Annotated in this window: 39 protein-coding genes, 1 rRNA gene and 1 pseudogene; all 41 read left to right on the top strand. The window is 32.2% G+C overall.

Going from position 1 to position 22472, the window contains the following annotated elements; all coding sequences use genetic code 11:
* A pseudogene (tuf, locus tag IC213_RS19300) lies at nucleotides 1–302 on the top strand (elongation factor Tu); the annotation flags it as partial.
* A gap of 370 nt (nucleotides 303–672) precedes the next feature.
* A complete protein-coding gene (rpsJ, locus tag IC213_RS19295) occupies nucleotides 673–984 on the top strand; it encodes a 30S ribosomal protein S10 (RefSeq protein WP_054268679.1) in 312 nt (103 codons plus the stop codon).
* Nucleotides 985–1077: 93 nt separating this feature from the next.
* Nucleotides 1078–1707, top strand: coding sequence for a 50S ribosomal protein L3 (gene rplC / locus IC213_RS19290; protein WP_227437029.1), 630 nt, complete (start codon nucleotides 1078–1080; stop codon nucleotides 1705–1707).
* Between the two features lie 29 nt (nucleotides 1708–1736).
* Nucleotides 1737–2360: a 50S ribosomal protein L4 gene (gene rplD / locus IC213_RS19285; protein WP_227437028.1), complete on the top strand. Its 624-nt coding sequence runs from the start codon at nucleotides 1737–1739 to the stop codon at nucleotides 2358–2360.
* Nucleotides 2360–2650, top strand: a complete 291-nt coding sequence (gene rplW / locus IC213_RS19280; RefSeq protein WP_003421170.1) for a 50S ribosomal protein L23 — start codon at nucleotides 2360–2362, stop codon at nucleotides 2648–2650. Before rplD ends, rplW begins: the two co-directional genes overlap by 1 nt.
* A gap of 29 nt (nucleotides 2651–2679) precedes the next feature.
* Nucleotides 2680–3510 (top strand): 50S ribosomal protein L2, encoded by an 831-nt coding sequence (gene rplB, locus IC213_RS19275; RefSeq protein ID WP_227437027.1) that lies wholly within the window; start codon nucleotides 2680–2682, stop codon nucleotides 3508–3510.
* Nucleotides 3511–3544: 34 nt separating this feature from the next.
* Nucleotides 3545–3826, top strand: a complete 282-nt coding sequence (gene rpsS / locus IC213_RS19270) for a 30S ribosomal protein S19 (protein ID WP_003421166.1) — start codon at nucleotides 3545–3547, stop codon at nucleotides 3824–3826.
* A 31-nt stretch (nucleotides 3827–3857) separates the two neighbouring features.
* Nucleotides 3858–4193, top strand: a complete 336-nt coding sequence (rplV, locus tag IC213_RS19265; protein WP_009887891.1) for a 50S ribosomal protein L22 — start codon at nucleotides 3858–3860, stop codon at nucleotides 4191–4193.
* A gap of 22 nt (nucleotides 4194–4215) precedes the next feature.
* Nucleotides 4216–5097 carry a 30S ribosomal protein S3 gene (rpsC, locus tag IC213_RS19260; protein ID WP_227863482.1) on the top strand — a complete coding sequence of 294 codons (882 nt, stop codon included), beginning with the start codon at nucleotides 4216–4218 and terminating at the stop codon, nucleotides 5095–5097.
* 35 nt (nucleotides 5098–5132) lie between these two features.
* Nucleotides 5133–5564 carry a 50S ribosomal protein L16 gene (gene rplP / locus IC213_RS19255; protein WP_003421160.1) on the top strand — a complete coding sequence of 144 codons (432 nt, stop codon included), beginning with the start codon at nucleotides 5133–5135 and terminating at the stop codon, nucleotides 5562–5564.
* A gap of 1 nt (nucleotide 5565) precedes the next feature.
* Complete coding sequence (gene rpmC / locus IC213_RS19250) at nucleotides 5566–5769, top strand: 50S ribosomal protein L29 (RefSeq protein WP_003421158.1); 204 nt, start codon at nucleotides 5566–5568, stop codon at nucleotides 5767–5769.
* Between the two features lie 23 nt (nucleotides 5770–5792).
* The gene (gene rpsQ / locus IC213_RS19245) at nucleotides 5793–6047 is read left to right on the top strand and encodes a 30S ribosomal protein S17 (protein ID WP_003421156.1); all 255 of its coding nucleotides are present in this window, start codon (nucleotides 5793–5795) and stop codon (nucleotides 6045–6047) included.
* A 25-nt stretch (nucleotides 6048–6072) separates the two neighbouring features.
* Complete coding sequence (gene rplN, locus IC213_RS19240; protein ID WP_003421155.1) at nucleotides 6073–6441, top strand: 50S ribosomal protein L14; 369 nt, start codon at nucleotides 6073–6075, stop codon at nucleotides 6439–6441.
* A 23-nt stretch (nucleotides 6442–6464) separates the two neighbouring features.
* Nucleotides 6465–6770, top strand: a complete 306-nt coding sequence (gene rplX / locus IC213_RS19235) for a 50S ribosomal protein L24 (RefSeq protein WP_227437031.1) — start codon at nucleotides 6465–6467, stop codon at nucleotides 6768–6770.
* Between the two features lie 29 nt (nucleotides 6771–6799).
* Nucleotides 6800–7342, top strand: coding sequence for a 50S ribosomal protein L5 (gene rplE, locus IC213_RS19230; protein WP_003421151.1), 543 nt, complete (start codon nucleotides 6800–6802; stop codon nucleotides 7340–7342).
* Between the two features lie 17 nt (nucleotides 7343–7359).
* Nucleotides 7360–7545, top strand: coding sequence for a type Z 30S ribosomal protein S14 (locus IC213_RS19225; protein ID WP_003421149.1), 186 nt, complete (start codon nucleotides 7360–7362; stop codon nucleotides 7543–7545).
* 32 nt (nucleotides 7546–7577) lie between these two features.
* On the top strand, nucleotides 7578–7976 hold the full coding sequence (rpsH, locus tag IC213_RS19220) for a 30S ribosomal protein S8 (protein WP_003421148.1): 399 nt from the start codon (nucleotides 7578–7580) through the stop codon (nucleotides 7974–7976).
* A 30-nt stretch (nucleotides 7977–8006) separates the two neighbouring features.
* Nucleotides 8007–8549 carry a 50S ribosomal protein L6 gene (gene rplF / locus IC213_RS19215; RefSeq protein ID WP_227863481.1) on the top strand — a complete coding sequence of 181 codons (543 nt, stop codon included), beginning with the start codon at nucleotides 8007–8009 and terminating at the stop codon, nucleotides 8547–8549.
* A gap of 35 nt (nucleotides 8550–8584) precedes the next feature.
* Nucleotides 8585–8953 carry a 50S ribosomal protein L18 gene (rplR, locus tag IC213_RS19210; RefSeq protein ID WP_227437023.1) on the top strand — a complete coding sequence of 123 codons (369 nt, stop codon included), beginning with the start codon at nucleotides 8585–8587 and terminating at the stop codon, nucleotides 8951–8953.
* A gap of 20 nt (nucleotides 8954–8973) precedes the next feature.
* Nucleotides 8974–9483, top strand: a complete 510-nt coding sequence (rpsE, locus tag IC213_RS19205) for a 30S ribosomal protein S5 (RefSeq protein ID WP_227437021.1) — start codon at nucleotides 8974–8976, stop codon at nucleotides 9481–9483.
* Between the two features lie 14 nt (nucleotides 9484–9497).
* Nucleotides 9498–9683 (top strand): 50S ribosomal protein L30, encoded by a 186-nt coding sequence (rpmD, locus tag IC213_RS19200; RefSeq protein WP_227437019.1) that lies wholly within the window; start codon nucleotides 9498–9500, stop codon nucleotides 9681–9683.
* A gap of 32 nt (nucleotides 9684–9715) precedes the next feature.
* Nucleotides 9716–10159 (top strand): 50S ribosomal protein L15, encoded by a 444-nt coding sequence (rplO, locus tag IC213_RS19195; RefSeq protein WP_227863480.1) that lies wholly within the window; start codon nucleotides 9716–9718, stop codon nucleotides 10157–10159.
* Nucleotides 10160–10202: 43 nt separating this feature from the next.
* Nucleotides 10203–11471 (top strand): preprotein translocase subunit SecY, encoded by a 1269-nt coding sequence (secY, locus tag IC213_RS19190; RefSeq protein WP_227437017.1) that lies wholly within the window; start codon nucleotides 10203–10205, stop codon nucleotides 11469–11471.
* Between the two features lie 16 nt (nucleotides 11472–11487).
* Nucleotides 11488–12138: an adenylate kinase gene (locus IC213_RS19185; RefSeq protein ID WP_227863479.1), complete on the top strand. Its 651-nt coding sequence runs from the start codon at nucleotides 11488–11490 to the stop codon at nucleotides 12136–12138.
* On the top strand, nucleotides 12139–12885 hold the full coding sequence (gene map, locus IC213_RS19180; protein WP_227437013.1) for a type I methionyl aminopeptidase: 747 nt from the start codon (nucleotides 12139–12141) through the stop codon (nucleotides 12883–12885).
* Nucleotides 12886–12906: 21 nt separating this feature from the next.
* Nucleotides 12907–13176: a KOW domain-containing protein gene (locus IC213_RS19175; RefSeq protein ID WP_227437012.1), complete on the top strand. Its 270-nt coding sequence runs from the start codon at nucleotides 12907–12909 to the stop codon at nucleotides 13174–13176.
* 37 nt (nucleotides 13177–13213) lie between these two features.
* A complete protein-coding gene (gene infA / locus IC213_RS19170) occupies nucleotides 13214–13432 on the top strand; it encodes a translation initiation factor IF-1 (RefSeq protein ID WP_003421127.1) in 219 nt (72 codons plus the stop codon).
* Nucleotides 13433–13467: 35 nt separating this feature from the next.
* On the top strand, nucleotides 13468–13581 hold the full coding sequence (gene rpmJ / locus IC213_RS19165; protein WP_002509257.1) for a 50S ribosomal protein L36: 114 nt from the start codon (nucleotides 13468–13470) through the stop codon (nucleotides 13579–13581).
* Between the two features lie 152 nt (nucleotides 13582–13733).
* Nucleotides 13734–14105: a 30S ribosomal protein S13 gene (gene rpsM / locus IC213_RS19160; protein ID WP_227437009.1), complete on the top strand. Its 372-nt coding sequence runs from the start codon at nucleotides 13734–13736 to the stop codon at nucleotides 14103–14105.
* Between the two features lie 35 nt (nucleotides 14106–14140).
* Nucleotides 14141–14539, top strand: a complete 399-nt coding sequence (rpsK, locus tag IC213_RS19155; protein WP_227437007.1) for a 30S ribosomal protein S11 — start codon at nucleotides 14141–14143, stop codon at nucleotides 14537–14539.
* Between the two features lie 32 nt (nucleotides 14540–14571).
* The gene (gene rpsD / locus IC213_RS19150) at nucleotides 14572–15195 is read left to right on the top strand and encodes a 30S ribosomal protein S4 (RefSeq protein ID WP_227437005.1); all 624 of its coding nucleotides are present in this window, start codon (nucleotides 14572–14574) and stop codon (nucleotides 15193–15195) included.
* 77 nt (nucleotides 15196–15272) lie between these two features.
* On the top strand, nucleotides 15273–16220 hold the full coding sequence (locus tag IC213_RS19145; RefSeq protein ID WP_227437003.1) for a DNA-directed RNA polymerase subunit alpha: 948 nt from the start codon (nucleotides 15273–15275) through the stop codon (nucleotides 16218–16220).
* A 20-nt stretch (nucleotides 16221–16240) separates the two neighbouring features.
* On the top strand, nucleotides 16241–16582 hold the full coding sequence (gene rplQ / locus IC213_RS19140) for a 50S ribosomal protein L17 (protein ID WP_003421117.1): 342 nt from the start codon (nucleotides 16241–16243) through the stop codon (nucleotides 16580–16582).
* A 119-nt stretch (nucleotides 16583–16701) separates the two neighbouring features.
* Complete coding sequence (locus IC213_RS19135) at nucleotides 16702–17535, top strand: energy-coupling factor transporter ATPase (RefSeq protein ID WP_227830327.1); 834 nt, start codon at nucleotides 16702–16704, stop codon at nucleotides 17533–17535.
* Nucleotides 17523–18389 (top strand): energy-coupling factor transporter ATPase, encoded by an 867-nt coding sequence (locus IC213_RS19130; RefSeq protein WP_227436999.1) that lies wholly within the window; start codon nucleotides 17523–17525, stop codon nucleotides 18387–18389. Before IC213_RS19135 ends, IC213_RS19130 begins: the two co-directional genes overlap by 13 nt.
* On the top strand, nucleotides 18383–19186 hold the full coding sequence (locus tag IC213_RS19125; RefSeq protein WP_227436997.1) for an energy-coupling factor transporter transmembrane component T family protein: 804 nt from the start codon (nucleotides 18383–18385) through the stop codon (nucleotides 19184–19186). The genes IC213_RS19130 and IC213_RS19125 overlap by 7 nt, the downstream gene beginning before the upstream one ends.
* Before the next feature lie 25 nt (nucleotides 19187–19211).
* On the top strand, nucleotides 19212–19943 hold the full coding sequence (gene truA, locus IC213_RS19120) for a tRNA pseudouridine(38-40) synthase TruA (RefSeq protein WP_227863478.1): 732 nt from the start codon (nucleotides 19212–19214) through the stop codon (nucleotides 19941–19943).
* A gap of 119 nt (nucleotides 19944–20062) precedes the next feature.
* The gene (gene rplM / locus IC213_RS19115; RefSeq protein ID WP_227436993.1) at nucleotides 20063–20494 is read left to right on the top strand and encodes a 50S ribosomal protein L13; all 432 of its coding nucleotides are present in this window, start codon (nucleotides 20063–20065) and stop codon (nucleotides 20492–20494) included.
* A 28-nt stretch (nucleotides 20495–20522) separates the two neighbouring features.
* The gene (rpsI, locus tag IC213_RS19110; protein WP_003421105.1) at nucleotides 20523–20915 is read left to right on the top strand and encodes a 30S ribosomal protein S9; all 393 of its coding nucleotides are present in this window, start codon (nucleotides 20523–20525) and stop codon (nucleotides 20913–20915) included.
* 505 nt (nucleotides 20916–21420) lie between these two features.
* Complete coding sequence (gene cwlD, locus IC213_RS19105) at nucleotides 21421–22125, top strand: N-acetylmuramoyl-L-alanine amidase CwlD (RefSeq protein WP_227436991.1); 705 nt, start codon at nucleotides 21421–21423, stop codon at nucleotides 22123–22125.
* A gap of 284 nt (nucleotides 22126–22409) precedes the next feature.
* Nucleotides 22410–22472, top strand: a 16S ribosomal RNA gene (locus tag IC213_RS19100); the annotation flags it as partial.

Here is a 22472-nt window from a genome sequence, read left to right as displayed (position 1 = left end):
AGACTGGATCAGTAAAAGCACACACAAAATTTACTGCAGAAGTATATGTACTTAAAAAAGAAGAAGGTGGAAGACATACACCATTCTTTGATGGATATAGACCACAATTCTATTTCAGAACAACAGACGTAACAGGAGCTTGTAAGTTACCAGATGGAATAGAAATGGTAATGCCTGGAGATAACGTAACAATGGAAGTAGACTTAATAAATTCAATAGTTGTAGAAGAAGGATTAAGATTCTCAATAAGAGAAGGTGGAAGAACAGTAGCTTCAGGAGTTGTTGCTACAATAATCGAATAATCTTTTACTAAGCTAATTGATTTCATATAAAAAAAGAGGGGGTTTAACCTCTCTTTTTTGTTTTTTGTTGACAAGTAGCAATAAAGCATATATACTAAACTAGTGCCTTGAGATAGATTCATAATCAAGTTTAAGGTTATAATGTTGTAAGAGAAAATAAAATTGAAAAAAACATAAAAAAAACTTGAAAAAATGTAACAGATGATATAAAATATAATAGTGTGCTTGAGAGATTAAGAAAATAAGAATTAAATCCTAGTGAAATACGAACTGATGTCGATTTGAAAGTTACAACACACCCGGAGCAGTGTATCGGTATTAGTTGTACGCAACTTGAAAATTAAACACGTGATAAAGGAGGGAAAACAAAATGGCTAAGAATGAAAAAATAAGAATAAGATTAAAATCATATGATCACAAATTATTAGATTTTTCAGCAGGTAAAATAGTTGAAACTGCTAAAAAGGCTGGATCACAAGTTTCAGGACCTGTGCCTCTACCAACAGAAAAACAAATTGTAACTATATTAAGAGCCGTACATAAGTACAAAGACTCTAGAGAACAATTTGAAATAAGAACTCATAAAAGACTAATCGACATAGCTAATCCAACACCTAAAACAGTTGACTCATTAATGAGATTAGACTTACCAGCAGGTGTAGATATAGAAATAAAATTATAAGAACCCCTAAGATATTATCCTATAGGTAACTATCTTAGAATGATTACTTCTAAAATGATGTAATCCGCTGTAAGAATTATAGGAGGTGCTAATATGAATGGAATATTAGGAAAAAAAGTTGGTATGACTCAAATATTCACTGATAAAGGTGTAGTTATACCTGTAACAGCTGTTGAAGCAGGACCTATGGTCGTTACTCAAATAAAAACAGTTGATAAAGATGGATACAATGCTATACAAATAGGTTTTGAAGATGCTAAAGAAAAATCTTTAAACAAGCCTAAAAAAGGACACTTAGCTGCTGCTAATGTTTTAAAGAAACATTTAAAAGAGTTTAGAGTAGATTCTGTAGAAGGATACACAGTTGGACAAGAAATAAAAGCTGATGTATTTGAAGCAGGTGCAAAAATAGATGTTACTGGAATAAGTAAAGGTAAGGGATTCCAAGGTCCAATAAAAAGACATGGACAAAGTAGAGGTCCTGAATCTCACGGTTCTAGATACCACAGAAGACCAGGTTCAATGGGAGCTTGTTCTTACCCAGGTAGAGTATTTAAAAACAAAAAATTAGCTGGACACATGGGAAGCGTAAAGGTAACAGTTCAAAACTTAGAGGTTGTTAAAGTAGATGCTGATAAGAACCTTATATTAGTTAAGGGAGCTATACCAGGAGCTAAAGGTTCAGTAGTAACTATAAAAGAAGCTGTAAAGGTTTCTAAATAATGACTAACCTAGAGAAAGGAGGAATAACAATGCCAAAATTAAATGTACTAAATGTTAGTGGACAAAACGTTGGAGAAATAGAATTATCAGATTCTATATTTGGCGTAGAAGTTAATGGACATGTTTTATATGAAGTTGTAAAAAATCAATTAGCAAATAAGAGACAAGGAACTCAATCTGCTAAGACTAGAGCAGAAGTTAGAGGTGGCGGAAGAAAACCTTGGAAACAAAAAGGAACAGGTAGAGCAAGACAAGGTTCTACAAGATCTGTACAATGGGTAGGTGGAGGAGTTGCTTTTGCACCTAAACCAAGAAGTTACAAATATACATTACCTAAGAAGGTAAGAAGATTAGCTATGAAGAGTGCTTTATCTTCAAAAATACAAAATAGTGAAGTTATAGTATTAGATGCATTAAACATGGATGCTCCTAAAACTAAAGAATTCGCTCAAATATTAAATAATATAAATGCTGCTAAAAAAGCTTTAGTAGTTATAGCTGATAAAAATGATAATGTAATAAAATCAGCTAGAAATATAGAAGGTGTTCAAACTGCATTAGTTAATACTATGAATGTATATGATATATTAAAATATGATTCATTTATAATAACTACAGATGCTGTTAAAAAAGTGGAGGAGGTGTACGCATAATGACTAATCCACATGATGTAATAATAAGACCAGTTGTAACTGAGCACAGTATGGCTGAAATGGGTGAAAAAAAATACACTTTTGTTGTGGCTAAAGATGCGAACAAAACTGAAATAAAAAAAGCAGTAGAAAAAGTATTCGGAGTTAGTGTTGATAAAGTAAATACTTTAAACTACGATGGAAAAGTTAAAAGAATGGGTAGAACTCAAGGAAGAACAGCAAGCTTTAAGAAAGCAGTAGTTAAATTAACTGCTGATAGTAAAGAAATAGAATTCTTCCAAGGAATGTAATATTATAACAAACGAAGGAGGGAAAACAGATGGCTATAAAAAAGTTTAGACCAACTTCTCCTGCCTTAAGACAAATGACAGTTTTAGTTTCTGAGGAAATAACATGTAACCAACCAGAAAGATCTCTTTTAGTTAACTTAAAGAAAAATGCTGGTAGAAACGTACATGGTAGAATAACTGTTCGTCATAGAGGTGGAGGACAAAAAAGAAAATATAGAATAATAGATTTCAAAAGAGATAAAGATGGTATACCTGCTAAGGTTGCTACTATAGAATATGATCCAAACAGAACTGCAAATATTGCATTATTAAACTATGCTGATGGAGAAAAAAGATATATATTAGCTCCAGTTGGAATCAACGTTGGAGATACTATCTTATCAGGATTAGGTGCTGATATAAAACCAGGAAACTGTTTAGCATTAAAAGATATGCCAGTTGGTACTATCATTCATAATATAGAATTAAAGCCAGGAAAAGGAGCTCAATTAGTTAGATCTGCTGGAGTTTCTGCACAATTAATGGCTAAAGAAGGAAAAAATGCTTTATTAAGATTACCATCAGGTGAAATGAGATTAGTAAGCATAAACTGTAAAGCTACTATAGGACAAGTTGGAAATATAGAGCACGGTAACGTAGTTATTGGTAAAGCAGGTAGAAAAAGACATATGGGAATAAGACCTACTGTAAGAGGTTCTGTAATGAACCCTAATGACCATCCACACGGTGGAGGGGAAGGTAGATCTCCAATAGGTAGACCATCTCCTGTTACTCCATGGGGTAAACCAGCTCTTGGATACAAAACTAGAAAGAAAAACAAAGCTTCAAATAAGTTAATAGTATCAAGAAGAACTAAGTAGTAAATTTATTTTTGCTCGGAAAGGAGGAATATAAATGTCAAGATCAACTAAAAAAGGACCTTTTGTCCATGCAAGACTTTTAAAGAAAATAGAAGCTATGAATGCTAGCGGAAATAAAGAAGTTATAAAAACTTGGTCAAGATCTTCAACTGTATTTCCACAAATGGTAGAAAACACTATAGCTGTTCATGATGGAAGAAAACATGTTCCAGTATATATAACAGAAGATATGGTTGGACACAAATTAGGTGAGTTCGTTCCTACTAGAACTTTCAAAGGACATAAGGATGACGAAAAATCTAATAAGAGAAAATAATTAAATTATGACTAAGAAAGGAGGAATAACAATGGAAGCAAAAGCTACTGCTAAATATGTACGTGTATCACCAAGAAAAGCAGGCCAAATCTGTGACCTTGTTAGAGGAAAGAATGTTGATGAAGCATTAGCGATATTAAAGTTCACTCCAAGAGGAGCAGCTTCAATAATAGCTAAAGTTGTAAAGTCAGCTAAAGCTAACGCAGAAAACAATCACGAAATGGATACTGAAAAATTATATATAGCATCAATAGTTGCTAATCAAGGGCCAACAATGAAGAGATTCATGCCTAGAGCTATGGGTCGTGCAACTACAATAAGAAAAAGAACTTCTCATATAGAGGTTGTTGTGAAAGAAAAAAAATAATTAATAGATAGGAGGGAAAGTAATGGGTCAAAAGGTTAATCCACACGGCTTAAGGGTCGGTGTTATAAAAGATTGGGACTCAAGATGGTTCGCTACTGATAAAAAAGAGTTCGGAAACTTATTATTAGAAGACCATAATATACGTAAATTCTTAAAGAAAAGATTATACTCAGCTGGAGTTGCTAGAATAGAAATAGAAAGATCAGCTAATAAAATAAAAATGGACTTACATGTTGCTAAGCCAGGAGTAGTTATAGGAAGAGCTGGTGCTGGAATCGAAGCATTAAAAGTTGAATTAGAAAAAATGACAAAGAAAAGTATAATAGTTAACATAGTAGAAGTAAGAAGTACAGATAAAAATGCTCAATTAGTAGCTGAAAATATAGCTTTAGCTATAGAAAGAAGGGTTGCTTTCAGAAGAGCAATGAAACAAGCTATACAAAGAGCAATGAAATCTGGTGCTAAAGGGATAAAAGTTTCTGCTTCAGGAAGATTAGGTGGAGCTGAAATGGCTAGAACTGAAGGTTATAGTGAAGGAAATGTGCCACTACAAACTTTAAGAGCAGATATAGATTATGGTTTCGCTGAAGCTGATACTACTTATGGAAAAATAGGTATAAAAGTTTGGGTATGTAATGGTGAAATTTTACCAACTAGAGATGGTGTAAATCCAAGAGAAGAAAGCAGAAAGAGCGACAGAAGAGACAATAAGAGAGATAACAGAAGAAACGATAGAAGAGGAAATGACAATAGAAACTATAGAGGAAATGATAACAGAGGAAATGATAACAGAGGAAACTATAGAGGACAAAAACCTCAAGGTAACTCATCAAGACCTCAAGGTAATTCATCAAGACCTCAAGGTGGATCAAGACCTCAAGGAACTGAAAACAAAGGAAATTAATAATAGTTAGGTTCAAGGAAGGAGGAAAAATACTCATGTTAATGCCAAAAAGAGTAAAGCGTCGTAGAGTTCATAGAGGAAGTATGGCTGGGCAAGCTCATAAAGGTAACAAAGTTACTTATGGTGAGTTTGGATTAGTAGCTTTAGAAGCTTCTTGGATAACTTCTAATCAAATAGAAGCTGCCAGAATAGCGATGACTAGATATATAAAAAGAGGGGGAAAGGTTTGGATAAAAATATTCCCTCATAAACCAGTAACAAGAAAACCAGCAGAAACTCGTATGGGTGCAGGGAAAGGTTCTCCAGAATATTGGGTAGCTGTAGTTAAGCCAGGAAGAGTTATGTTTGAATTAGCAGGTGTTTCTGAAGATAAAGCAAGAGAAGCTATGAGACTTGCTGCACATAAATTACCAATCAAATGTAAATTTGTTAAAAAAGAAGATTTAGAAGTAAAGGGTGGTGAATAGGATGAAAGCTAAAGAATTAAGAGATTTAACAAGCGAAGAGCTAATGAACAAATTAAACGACTTCAAAAGTGAATTATTTAGCTTAAGATTCCAATTAGCTACTGGTCAATTAGAAAATACAGCTAGAATAAAGTTTGTTAAGAAGGATATAGCAAAAGTTAAAACTGTTCTTGCTGAAAGAAAGTTATACGAAACTAGAGCTTAATTTGGAAAGGAGGCTTTTTAAACATGGAAAGAGGAAGAAGAAAAGTTAGAATAGGCCGTGTTGTTAGTGATAAGATGGATAAAACAATAGTAGTAGCTGTTGAAGAATTTGTACGTCATCCACTATATAACAAACGTGTTAAGAGAACTAAGAAATTTAAGGCTCATGATGAAAAGAATATATGTAACATCGGAGATAGAGTTAAAATAATGGAAACTAGACCTTTATCTAAAGATAAGAGATTCAGACTAGTTGAAGTTGTTGAGAAAGTTAAGTAGTTTTTGAAGAAGGAGGGATTACGATATGATACAACAAGAATCACGTCTAAGAGTTGCTGATAACTCAGGAGCTAAAGAACTTTTATGTATACGTGTTCTAGGCGGAAGTAAAAGAAGATATGGTAACATAGGCGACGTTATAGTTGCTACTGTTAAAAGTGCAACACCTGGTGGAGTTGTAAAAAAAGGTAAGGTTGTTAAAGCTGTTATAGTAAGAAGCAAACAAGGCGTAAGACGTAATGACGGAAGCTATATATCTTTTGATGAAAATGCTGCTGTTATAATAAAGGACGATAAAACTCCAGTAGGAACTCGTATATTCGGGCCTGTTGCTAGAGAGTTAAGAGACAATGAATTCATGAAAATAGTTTCTCTTGCTCCAGAAGTACTATAATTAAGGAGGTGCAATAGGACATGATGCGTGTTAAAAAAGGTGACACTGTTGTAGTTATAGCAGGTAAAGATAAAGGTAAAAAAGGTTCAGTTTTAAAGGTATACCCTAAAGCTGATAAAGTATTAGTTGAAGGTGTAAACGTAATAACTAAACATCAAAAACCAAGTGCTATGAACCAACAAGGTGGAATAATAAATAAAGAAGCCCCAATACACATATCTAATGTAATGCCATTTGATCCTGAAACAGGAAAAGGCGTTAGAGTAAGATATGAAGTAAAAGATGGGACAAAAGTAAGAGTATCAGCAAAGAGCGGAAAAGAATTATAATAAATATTGCTTGAAAGGAGGGACCTTAAATGGCTTCTAGATTACAAGAAAAATACATGAAAGAAGTTGCTCCTGCTTTAATGGAGAAATTTGGATATAAAAACGTAATGGAGATACCTAAGTTAAACAAAATAGTTATTAACATGGGTATAGGTGACGCTAGAGAAAATCCAAAAGGATTAGAAAAAGGCGTTGAAGAATTAGAAATAATATCAGGACAAAAGCCTGTTATAACTAAAGCTAGAAAATCTGTTGCTAACTTCAAACTAAGAGAAGGAATGCCAATAGGAACAAAAGTTACATTAAGAGCTGACAAAATGTTCTACTTTATGGACAAATTAGTATCAGTTTCTTTACCAAGAGTTAGAGACTTTAGAGGTGTTAACCCTAATGCTTTTGATGGTAGAGGAAACTATGCTTTAGGAGTTAAAGAACAATTAATATTCCCTGAAATAGAATATGATAAAATTGATAAAGTAAGAGGAATGGATATAATATTCGTTACTACAGCAAAAACTGACGAAGAAGCTCGTGAATTATTAAAATTATTAGGAATGCCATTTTCTAAGTAAGCAAAGGAGGGATTCCCGTGGCTAGAAAAGCGATGGTTGTTAAACAACAAAGAAAGCAAAAGTACGCTACTAGAGAATACACTAGATGTACTATATGCGGAAGACCGCATTCAGTTTTGAAAAAATTTGGTATATGCCGTATATGCTTTAGAGAATTAGCTTATAAAGGTCAAATACCTGGTGTTAGAAAAGCAAGTTGGTAGAAGCTTGATTAGAATGGAAGGAGGGCTACAAAATGACAATGACAGATCCAATTGCAGATATGCTTACTCGTATAAGAAATGCTAATGTTGTTAAGCATGAAACTGTAGATGTTCCAGCTTCTAATATGAAGAAAGAGTTAGCTAGAATCTTATTAGAAGAAGGTTTCATAAGAGGTTATGATGTTATAGAAGATGGAAAACAAGGTATCATAAGAATACAATTAAAGTACGGACAAGAAGGCGAAAGAGTTATCACAGGTCTTAAGAAAATATCTAAGCCTGGAATGAGAGTTTACGCTGCTAACCACGAAATACCAAAAGTATTAAATGGATTAGGAATATCAGTAATATCTACTTCAAAAGGAATATTAACTGACAAGCAAGCTAGAAAAGAAAATGTTGGTGGAGAAGTAATCTGCTACGTTTGGTAATTAATATGAACAATGTAAGGAGGTGCGACCATGTCAAGAATAGGTGTTAAGCCAATAATAATACCAGCAGGTGTTGAAGTTACTATAGCTGAAGGAAATTTAGTTACAGTAAAAGGTCCAAAGGGAACTTTAACTAAACAATTAAGTGCTGAGTTAAATATAAAAAAAGAAGAAAATAAAATAATGGTTGAAAGACCAACTGATAATAAAAAACACAGATCTTTACACGGACTAACTAGAACTTTATTAGATAATATGGTTGTAGGTGTAAATACTGGTTTCGAAAAGAAATTAGAACTAAAAGGTGTTGGATACAGAGCTCAAAAACAAGGAAAGAAATTAGTTATGAACTTAGGTTTCTCTCATCCAGTTGAAATGGAAGATCCAGAAGGAATAACTGTTGAAGCTCCAAACCAAACTGAGTTAATAGTAAAAGGTATAGACAAGCAATTAGTAGGAAACTATGCTGCTAAAATAAGAGCTTGGAGAAAGCCAGAGCCATACAAAGGTAAAGGTATAAAATACGTTGATGAAGTAATCAGACGTAAAGAAGGAAAAACTGGTAAAAAATAATACCAAAACTTAAACGCTAGAAAGGAGTGAGCTAGGTGTTAAAAAAGGCTGATAAAAATGCTAATAGACTTCAAAGACATAAGAGAGTTCGTAGAAAAATAAGCGGTACTGCTCAAAGACCAAGATTATGTGTATTTAGAAGTGCTAACAATATATATGCTCAAATAATAGATGATACAAACAGAGTAACTCTAGTTGCTGCATCTTCTTTAGAAGCAGAAGTTAAGAGTGCTGTTAATCATACAGGAAATAAGGAAGCAGCTAAGAAAGTTGGAGAATTAGTTGCTAAAAAAGCTGTTGAAAAAGGAATCACTGAAGTTGTATTTGACAGAGGTGGATACTTATATCATGGAAGAATTCAAGAATTAGCTGAAAGTGCTAGAGAAGCTGGTCTTAAGTTCTAATACGAAGGAGGGAAAAATACATGCTACGTCGTAAGCCGATAGATGCAGGACAACTTGACTTACAAGAAAAAGTTGTTGAAGTAAGACGTGTTACTAAGGTTGTAAAAGGTGGTAGAAACTTCAGATTTGCAGCGTTAGTAGTTGTTGGAGATGAAAACGGACACGTTGGTATAGGTGCTGGGAAAGCAATGGAAGTACCAGATGCTATAAAAAAAGCAGTTGAAGATGCTAAGAAAAATCTAATAGTAGTGCCAATGGTTGGGACTACAATTCCTCACGAAGTACGCGGACACTTTGGTGCTGGAAATATATTAATAATGCCTGCTGTAGAAGGTACAGGAGTAATAGCTGGGGGACCTGCTAGAGCCGTACTTGAGTTAGCTGGACTAAAAGACGTTAGAGCTAAATCTTTAGGATCTAACAATCCAAGAAATATGGTAAATGCTACAATAGAAGGACTTAATTCTCTAAAAACAGTTGAAGATATAGCTAAACTTAGAGGTAAAAAAGTTGAAGAACTTCTAGGGTAAGGAGGTAGTGTAAAATGGCTAAATTACAAATAAAATTAGTTAGAAGTGTTATAGGAACTACTCCTAACCAAAAAAAGAATGTTGAAGCGTTAGGATTAAGAAAAAGAGAACAAGTTATTGTAAAAGAAGACAATGCTCAAGTAAGAGGTATGATAAAAAAAGTAAGTCATTTATTAGAAGTAACTGAAATAGCTGAATAATTTTTAAAAAGTAGTGCAAGGAGGTGCAATCCATGAAGTTACATGAGTTAAAACCTGCTGAAGGTGCAGTAAGAGCTAAGAGAAGATTAGGTAGAGGTACTGCAACTGGACAAGGTAAAACTGCAGGACGTGGACAAAAAGGTCAATGGTCTCGTTCTGGTGGTGGAGTAAGAGTAGGGTTCGAAGGTGGACAAATGCCACTAGCTAGAAGACTTCCTAAGAGAGGTTTCAATAACATATTTAAGAAAGTTTACACAGAAGTTAATGTTGAAGTTTTAAACAGATTTGAAAATGGAACAGAAATAACTTCAGAATTATTAAAATCTACTAAAACTATAAGCAAAATAGGTAAAGATGGAATTAAAATCTTAGGTGAAGGTAATTTAGAAAAAGCTTTAACTGTTAAAGCTGCTAAATTTACAGCTTCAGCTCAAGAAAAAATAGAAAAAGCTGGTGGAAAAGCAGAGTTAGTATAATAACCTGCTAATCTCCTAGCCAGTACAGGCGGGGTGAATTAGCGTGCTGTCAAAATTAAAACAAGCTTGGAAGATTAAAGCAGTAAGAAAAAAAGTAATGTATACACTTATGATGATCGTGATATTCAGAATAGGTACTACAATACCAGTTCCAGGTATAGACACTAGTATTATACAAAAGATGGTAGGCGGAAATAGTCTACTTTCTCTGTATAATATGTTTACTGGTGGAGCATTTAGTAACTTTTCACTATTTGCTTTGGGTATAAGTCCATATATTACTGCATCAATTATAATACAGCTTCTAACAGTAGGTTTTGAAAGTTTAGCAGAACTTCAAAAATCTGGTGAAGAAGGAAAGAAAAAAATCAATAAGTACACTAAATATACAGCACTAGCTCTAGCAGTTGTACAAGCTTTGGGAATTACATTAGGAATTGTAAGAAGTGCTTTAATATCAAATAGTGTGTTTTTTATCACAACTGTTGTAATAACATTAGTTTCAGCAAGTATGTTAGTAATGTGGATTGGGGACAAAATTACCGAAAAAGGAATTGGTAATGGTAGTTCAGTAATAATATTTGCAGGTATTATATCAAGAATACCAACAGATGTTATTAAAATCGCACAACAAGTTAAATCTGGTCAAGTTGCACCTTGGGTAATAATACTTCTAATTGTAGTTATATTACTTACAGTTACAGGAGTTACATTTATACAAGAAGCTACTAGAAAGATACCTGTACAATATGCTAAAAGAGTTGTTGGAAGAAAAATGTATGGAGGACAAAGTTCTCATATACCAATGAAAGTTAACCAATCAGGAGTTATGCCTATAATTTTTGCTAGTTCACTTTTAGCTTTTCCACAAACAATAGCTATGTTTATGGGAGCAGATGCTCAAGCTTTTGTTCAAAAATACTTAAGTATGGCAACAGAACAAGGATTTTGGACATACAGATCAATTGAAATTCTACTTATAATTTTCTTCTCATATTTTTATACAACTGTATCATTCAATACAGAAGATATATCTAAAAATATGAAAAATAATGGTGGATTTATACCAGGTATCAGACCAGGTGAACCTACTATGGATTATTTAAATAGAATCTTAACAAGATTAACTTTAGCTGGAGCTACTTTCTTAGCAATAATTGCTATGGTACCAGCTCTTACAACACATTATATGAATGTAAATATGAGTCTAGCTGGGACTTCATTGCTAATCGTTGTTGGGGTTGCTTTGGAGCTTAAGAGACAGTTAGAGTCAAACTTAGTCATGAGAAGCTATCAAGGTTTCTTAAAATAAAATGGAGATGGATAATATGAGAATAATATTACTTGGACCTCCAGGTGCTGGTAAAGGTACTCAGGCGGCAAGAATAGTAGAAAAATACAATATACCTCATATATCAACAGGAGATATATTCAGAAAGAATATAAAAGAGGGAACAGAACTTGGAAAAAAAGCTAAAGAATACATGGACCAAGGTTTATTAGTACCAGATGAGTTAACTGTAGGTTTAGTTACTGATAGAATATCTCGAGAAGACTGTAAAAATGGATTTATGTTAGATGGATTTCCAAGAAATGTAGCACAAGGTGAGCATTTAGATGTATTCTTAAAAAATGCTGGTATAGTACTGGATAAAGTTGTCAATATTGAAGTTGATAAGAGCATATTAGTATCTAGAGCAGTTGGTAGAAGGATATGCAAGTCTTGTGGAGCTACTTATCATGTTGAGTTTAATCCTCCTAAAGTAAAAGGTGTATGTGATGTATGCCAAGGAGAATTGTATCAAAGAGCTGATGATAATGAAGAAACTGTATCTAAGAGAATACAAGTTTATCTAGATGAAACTAAGCCTTTAGTAGATTATTATAGCAAACAAGGTATAATAGCTGATATAAAAGGTGACCAAGCAATAGATAAAGTATTTGAAGATATTGTTGCAGCTTTAGGAAGTGGAAAATAAATGATTATCTTGAAATCAAAGAAAGAAATAGAACTTTTAAGAGAAGCAGGCAAAATTGTTGCTGATACTCATGAAGTTTTAAGAAAAGCTATTTCTCCGGGAATATCTACTTTAGAATTAGATAAAATAGCTGAAGAGAATATAAGAAAATACAATGCTGAACCTTCTTTTAAAGGATATGGAGGTTTTCCAGGAAGTATATGTGCTTCTATCAATAGAGAAGTTGTACATGGAATTCCAGGTGAGACTCTATTAAAGGAAGGAGACATTGTAAGCTTAGATATAGGAGCCTATTATAAAGGATATCATGGTGATTCTGCGAAAACTCATGGAGTAGGCATGATATCTGAAGAAGATAGGAAATTAATAGAAGTAACTAGAGAAAGCTTCTATGAAGGAATAAAATTTGCTAAATTAGGATATAGACTTTCGGATATCTCACACGCAGTACAAACACACGTTGAGAAACATGGTTTCTCAGTAGTTAGGGATTTGGTAGGACATGGAGTTGGAGCAAATCTTCATGAAGATCCACAGGTACCTAATTATGGACTCCCAGGAAAAGGACCAAGACTTAGAGAAGGAATGGTTATTGCTATAGAGCCAATGGTTAATGCAGGTCGTTATCATGTAAAGACTCTATCAGATGGGTGGACGACTGTTACAATAGATGGAAAAAAATCAGCTCATTATGAGCATACGATAGCAATTACTGAACATGAACCTTTGATATTGACAAAGTTGTAAATTAAGAAGTAGGTGAAAAAAGTGCTATCAGATAATTTAAGTATAGGTCAAGTTGTTAAGGTTTCATTAGGTCGAGATCAAGGAAATTTATTTTTCGTAGTCAAGATAATTAATAATGAATATGTATTAATAGCTGATGGAAAGAAAAGAAAACTTGACAAACCTAAGTTAAAGAAAGTTAAGCACTTAAAAAAATATAATTTTATTAATGATGAAGTTAGAAAAAGAGTAGTATCTGGACAAGAGATTACAGATTCTTTTTTAAGAGCTGAACTTACTAAGTTAAATTAGATAATTTAACTTATTGAAATGGAGGGCTGGTTAGTTAATGGCCAAAAAAGATGTTATAGAATTAGAAGGTACAGTTTCAGAAGCTTTACCTAATGCTATGTTTAAAGTTAAACTAGAAAATGGACATGAGATATTATGCCACATTTCTGGAAAGCTAAGAATGAACTTCATAAGAATTCTTGAAGGTGATAAGGTGAATGTTGAACTTTCTCCATATGACCTTACAAGAGGAAGAATCACTTGGCGTAAGAAGTAGACTATCTTGATATTTAGTCTAAGGAGGGATTAATAATGAAAGTTAGACCATCAGTAAAACCAATATGTGAAAAATGCAAAGTAATAAAAAGAAAAGGAAAAGTAATGGTTATCTGTGAAAATCCAAAGCATAAGCAAAAACAAGGATAAGAAATTATTACTAGTATTTTGTTAAATTTTATAGTATAATACTATATTGTGATGTTAACAAAAGAACGTTAAAATCGTTGAACAATCTGACGTAGGATTGATATATGATATGAAGTTTTAAACACTAAAAACTATGTGTAGGAGGTGCGATCATGGCAAGAATAGCTGGGGTAGATTTACCTAGAGAAAAAAGAGCGGAGATAGGCTTAACTTATATATATGGTATAGGTAAAGCAACTGCTAACGAAATATTAGCTAAAGCTGAGATAAATCCAGATACAAGAATAAAAGATTTATCAGAAGATCAAGTTAATGAGTTAAGAAAAGTTATAGATGACGATTTCTTAGTTGAAGGTGACTTAAGAAGAGAAATTGCTTTAAACATAAAGAGATTAAGAGATATAAAATGTTATAGAGGAATTAGACATGGTAAAGGTCTTCCATTAAGAGGACAAAGAACTAAAACTAATGCTAGAACTAGAAAAGGTCCTAGAAAAACAGTATCTCGTAAAAAGAAAAAATAATTAAATAATAATTAGATGAAGGAGGGAAAAGGAAAATGGCTAAACCAAAAAAGAAAGTTACACGTGTTAGAAGAAGAGAACGTAAAAATATAGAACGTGGTCATGCTCATATACAGTCAACTTTCAACAATACAATAATAACTTTAACTGACGTTCATGGAAATGCTATATCTTGGGCAAGTTCAGGACAATTAGGATTCAAAGGGTCAAGAAAATCAACTCCATTTGCATCTCAAATGGCTGCTGAAACAGCTGCAAAAGCTGCGATGGAACACGGATTAAAAAGTGTTGAGGTATTCGTAAAGGGGCCAGGTTCAGGAAGAGAAGCTGCTATAAGAGCTTTACAAGCAACTGGACTAGAAGTAACTATGATAAAAGATGTTACTCCAATCCCACATAACGGATGTAGACCACCAAAGAGAAGAAGAGTGTAATTAATAAGAGTACAAATAGGAGGTGTAGATAAATGGCAAGATATACAGGTGCATCATGTAGACAATGCCGTAGAGAGGGAATGAAATTATTCCTTAAAGGTGATAGATGTTATACAGATAAATGTGCTATAGTTAAAAGAAACTATGCTCCAGGTCAACATGGCCAAGGGAGAAAGAAAGTTTCTAACTATGGATTACAATTAAGAGAAAAACAAAAAGTTAAAAGAATATATGGAGTTTTAGAAACTCAATTTAGAAACTTATACGAACGTGCTGAAAACATGCCTGGAAAATCAGGTGAGAATTTATTAAGTTTATTAGAGAGAAGATTAGACAATGTAGTTTACAGAATGGGACTAGCATCTTCTAGAAAAGAAGCTAGACAATTAGTAACTCATGGTCATTTCACTTTAAATGGAAATAAAGTAGATATAGCTTCATTAACAGTTAAAGTTGGAGATGTGATAGAAGTTAAAGAAAAATCAAGATCTTCTGCAAAATTCAAAAATTTAGTAGAAGTTAACTCAAGAATAGCTCCTAAATGGTTAGAAGCTAATGTAGAAGGAATGACAGCAAAAGTAGTTGGTGTTCCAACAAGAGAAGATATAGATCTTGAAATAGCAGAGCACTTAATCATAGAACTTTACTCTAAATAATAAGCACACTTTTAAAAATTATTTTAAAATTTTGTTTACCCTCAGTGGATTACTGAATTTTAAGGAGGGTTTTGTCCATGATAGAAATAGAAAAGCCAAAAGTAGATATAGTTGAGCTTAGCGAAGACTATAGATATGGTAAGTTTGTTATAGAACCTCTAGAAAGAGGATATGGAATAACTATAGGTAACGCACTAAGAAGAATATTATTATCATCTTTACCAGGTGTAGCAGTAAATGCTATAAAAATAGATGGAGTTCTTCATGAATTCTCTACAATACCTGGTGTTAAAGAAGATGTTACAGAGATAATATTAACTTTAAAAGAGCTTTCAGCAACTATAGATGGTGAAGGAAGTAGAACACTTAAAATAGAGGCTCAAGGACCATGCTCTATCACAGGTTCAGATATAATCTGTCCTCCAGATGTTGAAATATTAAGCAAAGACTTAGCAATAGCTACATTAGATGATAATGCCAAGTTTAATATGGAAATATTTGTAGATAAAGGTAGAGGTTATGTTTCTGCTGAAGAAAATAAAACAGAGAATGTTCCAATAGGTGTTTTACCTGTGGATTCAATATATACTCCTGTTGAGAAAGTTAGTTATCATGTAGAAAACACAAGAGTTGGTCAAAAAACAGATTATGATAAATTAGTACTAGAAGTTTGGACTAATGGTAGTATAAACCCTCAAGAAGGTATATCATTAGCTGCAAAAGTATTAGTTGAGCATTTAAATCTATTTATAGACTTAACTGAACATGTAAGTAGTGTTGAAATCATGGTAGAAAAAGAAGAAGATCAAAAAGAAAAAGTTCTTGAAATGACTATAGAAGAATTAGATTTATCAGTTAGATCATACAACTGTTTAAAGAGAGCGGGAATTAATACAGTTGAAGAATTAGCTAATAAGTCTGAAGACGATATGATGAAGGTTAGAAACCTAGGTAAAAAGTCATTAGAAGAAGTAATACAAAAACTAGAGGAACTTGGGCTAGGATTAAAACCAAGTGAAGAATAGCGAGCAAAGGAGGGATAAGAATGGCTAAGTACCGTAAATTAGGACGTGAAACAGCTCACAGAAACCTTATGTTAAGAAACTTAGTAACTTGTTTACTAAGAAGTGGAAGAATAGAAACTACAGTAACTAGAGCTAAAGAAACTCGTAGAATGGCTGAAAAGATGATAACTCTTGCTAAAAGAGGAGATCTTCATGCTAGAAGACAAGTTTTAGCTTATGTTATGGATGAAACAGTAGTTAATAACTTATTCACAGATTTAGCTCCAAAATATGCTGAGAGAAATGGTGGATACACTAGAATAATAAAAATAGGGCCAAGAAAAGGCGATGCTGCTGAAATGGCTTTTATAGAATTAGTATAGTAAGGAAAGGATTAGGCTTGATGGCTTAATCTTTTTTTTATTTTTTTGACTAAGGTGTGATATAATAATGTGTAAAATGATTTTTATAAGTTATTGCTTACTAAAAGGAGTATGAATTAATGGATAATATAATAAAAGTAAACAATATTTCATTTGAGTATATTACAGATGAAGCAAAACTTAAAGCAATAGATAATTTAAGCTTAGATGTTAAAAAGGGAGAATTTGTTGCGATAATAGGACATAATGGTTCTGGCAAGTCTACTTTATCTAAAAACTTAAATGCTATTCTTATGCCTACAGAAGGAAATATTCTCATTGATGGAATGGACACCAAAGAAGAAGAAAGATTATGGGATATAAGGCAAACAGCAGGTATGGTATTTCAAAACCCAGATAATCAAATTGTTGCCACAATAGTAGAAGAAGATGTAGCTTTTGGTCCTGAAAACTTAGGTATAGAGCCAAAAGAGATAAGACGAATTGTAGAAGAGTCTTTAAAAAGTGTAGGTATGTATGATTTGAGAGGTAGACAACCGCATTTGTTATCAGGTGGCCAAAAACAGAGGGTTGCAATAGCAGGCATAATTGCCATGAGACCCAAGTGTATAATATTTGATGAAGCAACAGCGATGTTAGACCCATCTGGAAGAAAAGAAGTTATGAAAACAATAAAAAGACTTAATAAAGAAGAAAATATAACTGTTTTACATATAACTCACTTTATGGAAGAAGCTGTAGAAGCTGATAGAGTTGTCGTTATGGAGAAAGGTAAGAAACTTTTAGAAGGGACTCCTAAAGAAGTATTTAGTAAAATAGACATGTTAAAGGAAATCGGTTTAGATGTGCCTTGTATGACAGAGTTGTCTAGTTTATTAATAGAAGAAGGTATAAATATTAGTAGTGATATATTAACTGTGGATGAGATGGTGATGGAATTATGTCAATTATAGTAAAGAACTTAACACATATATATAATGAAGGGATGCCTTTTGCAAGTAAAGCACTTGATGATGTATCTTTTGAGATTAAAGATAGAGATTTTGTTGGACTTATAGGTCATACAGGTTCAGGAAAGTCTACATTGATACAACATCTAAATGGATTATTAAAACCTTCCTCAGGAGAGATTTTTATAAATGATTTTAACATAACAGATAAGAATTTAAACTTAACTGAGATAAGAAAAAGAGTAGGTGTTGTATTTCAATATCCAGAATATCAATTATTTGAAGAAACAATTGATAAGGATATAGCTTTTGGACCCGCTAATTTAGGTTTAGAAGAGGTTGAGATACATAATAGGGTAAAAGCATCGATGGAAGCTGTAGGACTTGACTATGAGGAATTTAAAGATAAATCTCCATTTGAATTATCAGGAGGTCAAAAGCGTAGAGTTGCAATAGCTGGAGTTATAGCAATGAACCCAGAAGTACTTATATTAGATGAACCAACTGCAGGTCTTGATCCTGGTGGAAGAGATGAAATTTTTAATTTAATAAAAAACTTACATGAAAAAAACAATATGACTATAATATTGTCATCACATAGTATGGATGATATGGCAAAGTTGGCACAAACGTTAATTGTTATGAATCATGGTAAAATAGAATTTATGGGTACTCCTAGAGATGTATTTAAATCGAATGCTATTAAATTAAAAGAAATTGGTTTAGATATTCCACAGGTTTTAGAGCTTGCATTGAAATTAAGAGAACAAGGTTTTGACATTAGTGAAGACATATTGACTTTAGAAGAAGCAAAACAGGAAATATTAAGAGTTGTGAGAGGGCGAGGATTATGTTAAAAGATATAACTATAGGGCAATACTACCCAACAAGTTCTGCTATTCATAAATTAGATCCAAGGATAAAACTTGTAGCAACAATTGTATTTATGGTATCTATATTTGTAGTAAATAAATTTTGGCCTTATATGATAGTTTTATTATGTTTATTAGGTATGATAAAGTTAGCTAATATACCTGTTAAGTATATTGTTAAGGGTGTAAAACCTCTTAAGTGGATTATTTTATTTACATTTATTATAAATATATTTTTCTTACCAGGTGATGAGATATGGTCATTTGGATTTTTAACAATAACAAGTCAAGGCTTGAGACAAGCAATTTTTATGGCAATAAGACTTATATTTTTAGTAATTGGGACATCATTACTTACTTTAACAACTTCACCAATAGAATTGACAGATGGTATAGAGCGATTATTGAATCCCTTTAAGAAAATTGGTTTACCAGTTCATGAGCTTGCAATGATGATGACAATTGCTTTGCGCTTTATTCCTACATTATTAGACGAAACAGATAAAATAATGAAGGCTCAAATGTCTAGAGGTGCAGACTTTGAAAGTAAAAATCTTATAAATAGAGCTAAAAATCTAGTACCTCTTTTAGTTCCACTATTTGTTAGTGCATTTAGAAGAGCTGATGAATTGGCTATGGCCATGGAAGCTAGATGTTATAGAGGTGGACACAATAGAACAAAAATGAGGGAGTCTGTTATAGTAAAAGCAGATTATATAGCATGTGTGTTTCAAGTTATTTATTTAGGATTAATCATAGCTACTAGATTTATAGCGATTTAATAGAAGCATATAGGTGAGGTAAAATATGAGAAATATAAAGATTACAATCCAATATGATGGTAGAAATTATTGTGGATGGCAGAAGCAACCAGATTCTCTAGGGATACAAGGTACAATTGAAAAGGCTATATATGAGATAATGAATGAAGAAGTTAAACTTATAGGCTCAGGTAGAACTGATTCAGGGGTTCATGCTCTTGCACAAACTGCAAATTTTAAAATTAGTTCAAGTATAAGTATAGAAAGTGTACCAATGGCACTAAATGCTAAATTACCAAAAGACATATCAGTTATAGAAGCATGTGAAGTTAATGATGACTTTCATTCAAGATATAGTGCAAAAGGAAAAACATATAAATATTTAATATATAACAGTAAGTTTAGACACCCAATACTTAACAGCATATCATATCAAGTAAAGTATGAACTTGATTTTGAAAAAATGTGTATAGAATCAAAAAGTCTATTGGGTACACATGATTTTAAAGGTTTTATGAGTTCTGGTTCATCTGTAAAAGATACAATACGAACAATATATGATATAAATATAAAAAAAACAGATGATTTGATTGCTTTAGAAATTAGTGGAGATGGGTTCTTATATAATATGGTGAGAATTATTGTTGGAACACTTGTTGATATAGGACGTGGTAGAATTAATGAATCATTTTTAGATATAATAGAATCTAAAAACAGATCAAGATGTGGACATACAGCTCCAGCACAAGGATTATTTCTTAAAAAAGTTCATTATTAACTTGACACACCAGGCTACATGTATTAAAATATATGAGAATGTGTTAATAAGTCCACTTGCCCCGGACTTGACATAAACGGTAAAAAATTTTTATGAAAAGTAGTTAAGGAGGGACAGTTATGAAAAGTTATATAGCTAAGCCAGCTGATGTACAAAGAAAATGGTACTTAGTTGATGCTGAAGGAAAAACATTAGGTCGTATAGCAACAGAAATTGCGACAGTATTGAGAGGTAAACATAAACCAACATTTACTCCTCACGTTGATGGTGGAGATTTTGTTGTTGTAGTAAATGCAGAAAAAGTAGTTTTAAGTGGAAAAAAATTAGATCAAAAATATTACAGATACCACACTGGTTATGTAGGTGGATTAAAAGAAATATCTTATAGAGATATGATGGATAAAAAACCAGAAGAAGTTATAGCACATGCTGTAAATGGTATGTTACCTAAAAACAAATTAAGAAGTAGAATGATGACTAGATTAAGAGTATTTGCAGGTGCTGAACACACTCATGCAGCTCAAAATCCAGAAGTTTTAAACTTTAAATAAGATTAATAGGTGAAAGGAGGAGTTTATAATGGCTAACGTTCAATATTATGGAACTGGAAGAAGAAAAAGTTCTGTTGCTAGAGTAAGACTAGTTGCAGGTGAAGGAAATATATTAGTAAATGGAAGAGCATTAGAAAATTATTTTAACTATGAAACATTAATAAGAGATGTTAAACAACCATTAGTTTTAACTGGTAATGAAAATAAATATGATGTTATAGTAAAAGTTGAAGGTGGAGGATTCACTGGACAAGCTGGAGCTATAAGACATGGTATATCTAGAGCTTTATTAAAAGCTGATTTAGATTTAAGACCTGCTTTAAAGAAAGAAGGTTTCTTAACTAGAGATGCTAGAATGAAGGAAAGAAAGAAATACGGATTAAAAGCAGCAAGAAGAGCTCCACAATTCTCAAAAAGATAATTATTTATCTTTTTGGAAAAGCAAAATCCTTTATTTTCTGTTATCCAGAAAATATGGAAGCATGTTGAAATGTTGGGTTTAAGTTAATGATTGATATACAATAAAATAATAAGATATCTTATTAGGATGTTTTTCTATTGAAAAACATCCTTTTTATTGTAATAAAAGATTATATGTTAAAGTTATTGAGATTATAGTTCTATTGAGAAATGGATAAAGAAATTTACAGTAAATATAATTAAAAATTTTACATTTTATAAGTAATAGAATTTAGGTTATTAAATAATATAATTCATAATGTAAATTGTCATAATTTATTATACCTGTTATACGATACTAATTAAAAATGGGAATTTAGAGTATATGTGAATATAGCATACTTATGTAATCATATATTAATATTAAAAAATAGAGATAGATAAATACTAAAGTGAAATTTAAATGTTTGTACTAATATTTGGAATATTATAGTGTTTTTATAAGTATACATATACAGGGTGATGTTGTGAGAAAGTACATAAAACATATAATTTTTAGTTTTGTTATGGTATGTCTAGTAATAGTATCAATATTTGAAGTGAAAAATATTTCTGAAGATGTTATTAAATATATGCCAATAACAAATAAAACAATAATTCTAGATGCTGGTCATGGAGGTATTGACCCAGGCGCATTAAACAAGGATAAGAGCACATCTGAGAAAGATATCAACTTAGCAATAACACTTAAGCTTAGAGAGCTTATAGAATCAAGTGGAGGTCTTGTAATATTAACTAGAGAAGATGACAGTAGCCTCTATAAAGAAGAAAATAATAAAACAACAAGACAAAAATATAATGAGAACTTGAAAAATAGAAAAGAAATAATCTCTAATTCCAATGCTAATATGTTTGTATCCATACATCTAAATGCATTCGAACAATCTAAATACTATGGAGCTCAGACATTTTATCCTAAAGATAAGCAAGATAGCAAGGAATTATCAAAGTGTATTCAAGAAGAACTTAAAAGAGTAGTAGATAAAACAAATAACAGAGAAGTTAAGCCACGAGATGACATATACCTTTTGAAAGAAAATAATATTCCATCAGTATTAATAGAATGTGGTTTTCTATCAAATGAAAAAGAATGTAAACTTTTGACAGATGAAACATATCAAGAAAAGATAGCATGGGCAATATACATAGGTATACAGAAATATCTAAGTTGAAATAATTATAAAAATAAGTCTAAATATGTAAATAGCTTGTATTGAGGTGTTTAAAAATGCACTAATATAAGCTATTTTTGTTTTGACAAAAAAATAATTAAAATAAAAGTTAAAAAAGCGTTGACTTGGAATAACATAGATGGTATTATATATGAGTGCCCAAAAGGAGCACAAAAATAAGACAAAAGAACTTTGAAAATTAAACAGTAGGTTAATTTATAAACAAGAAACAAACCATAAAGCCAGATATTTAGATAACAATAGTATCTGAGCCTGATAAACTTTTATTTGAGAGTTTGATCCTGGCTCAGGATGAACGCTGGCGGCGTGCCTAACACATGCAAGTT

This window comes from Clostridioides sp. ES-S-0049-02 (genome assembly GCF_020658465.1).
Lineage (GTDB): Bacteria > Bacillota > Clostridia > Peptostreptococcales > Peptostreptococcaceae > Clostridioides.
This window is presented reverse-complemented; position numbering and strand designations above follow the sequence as displayed.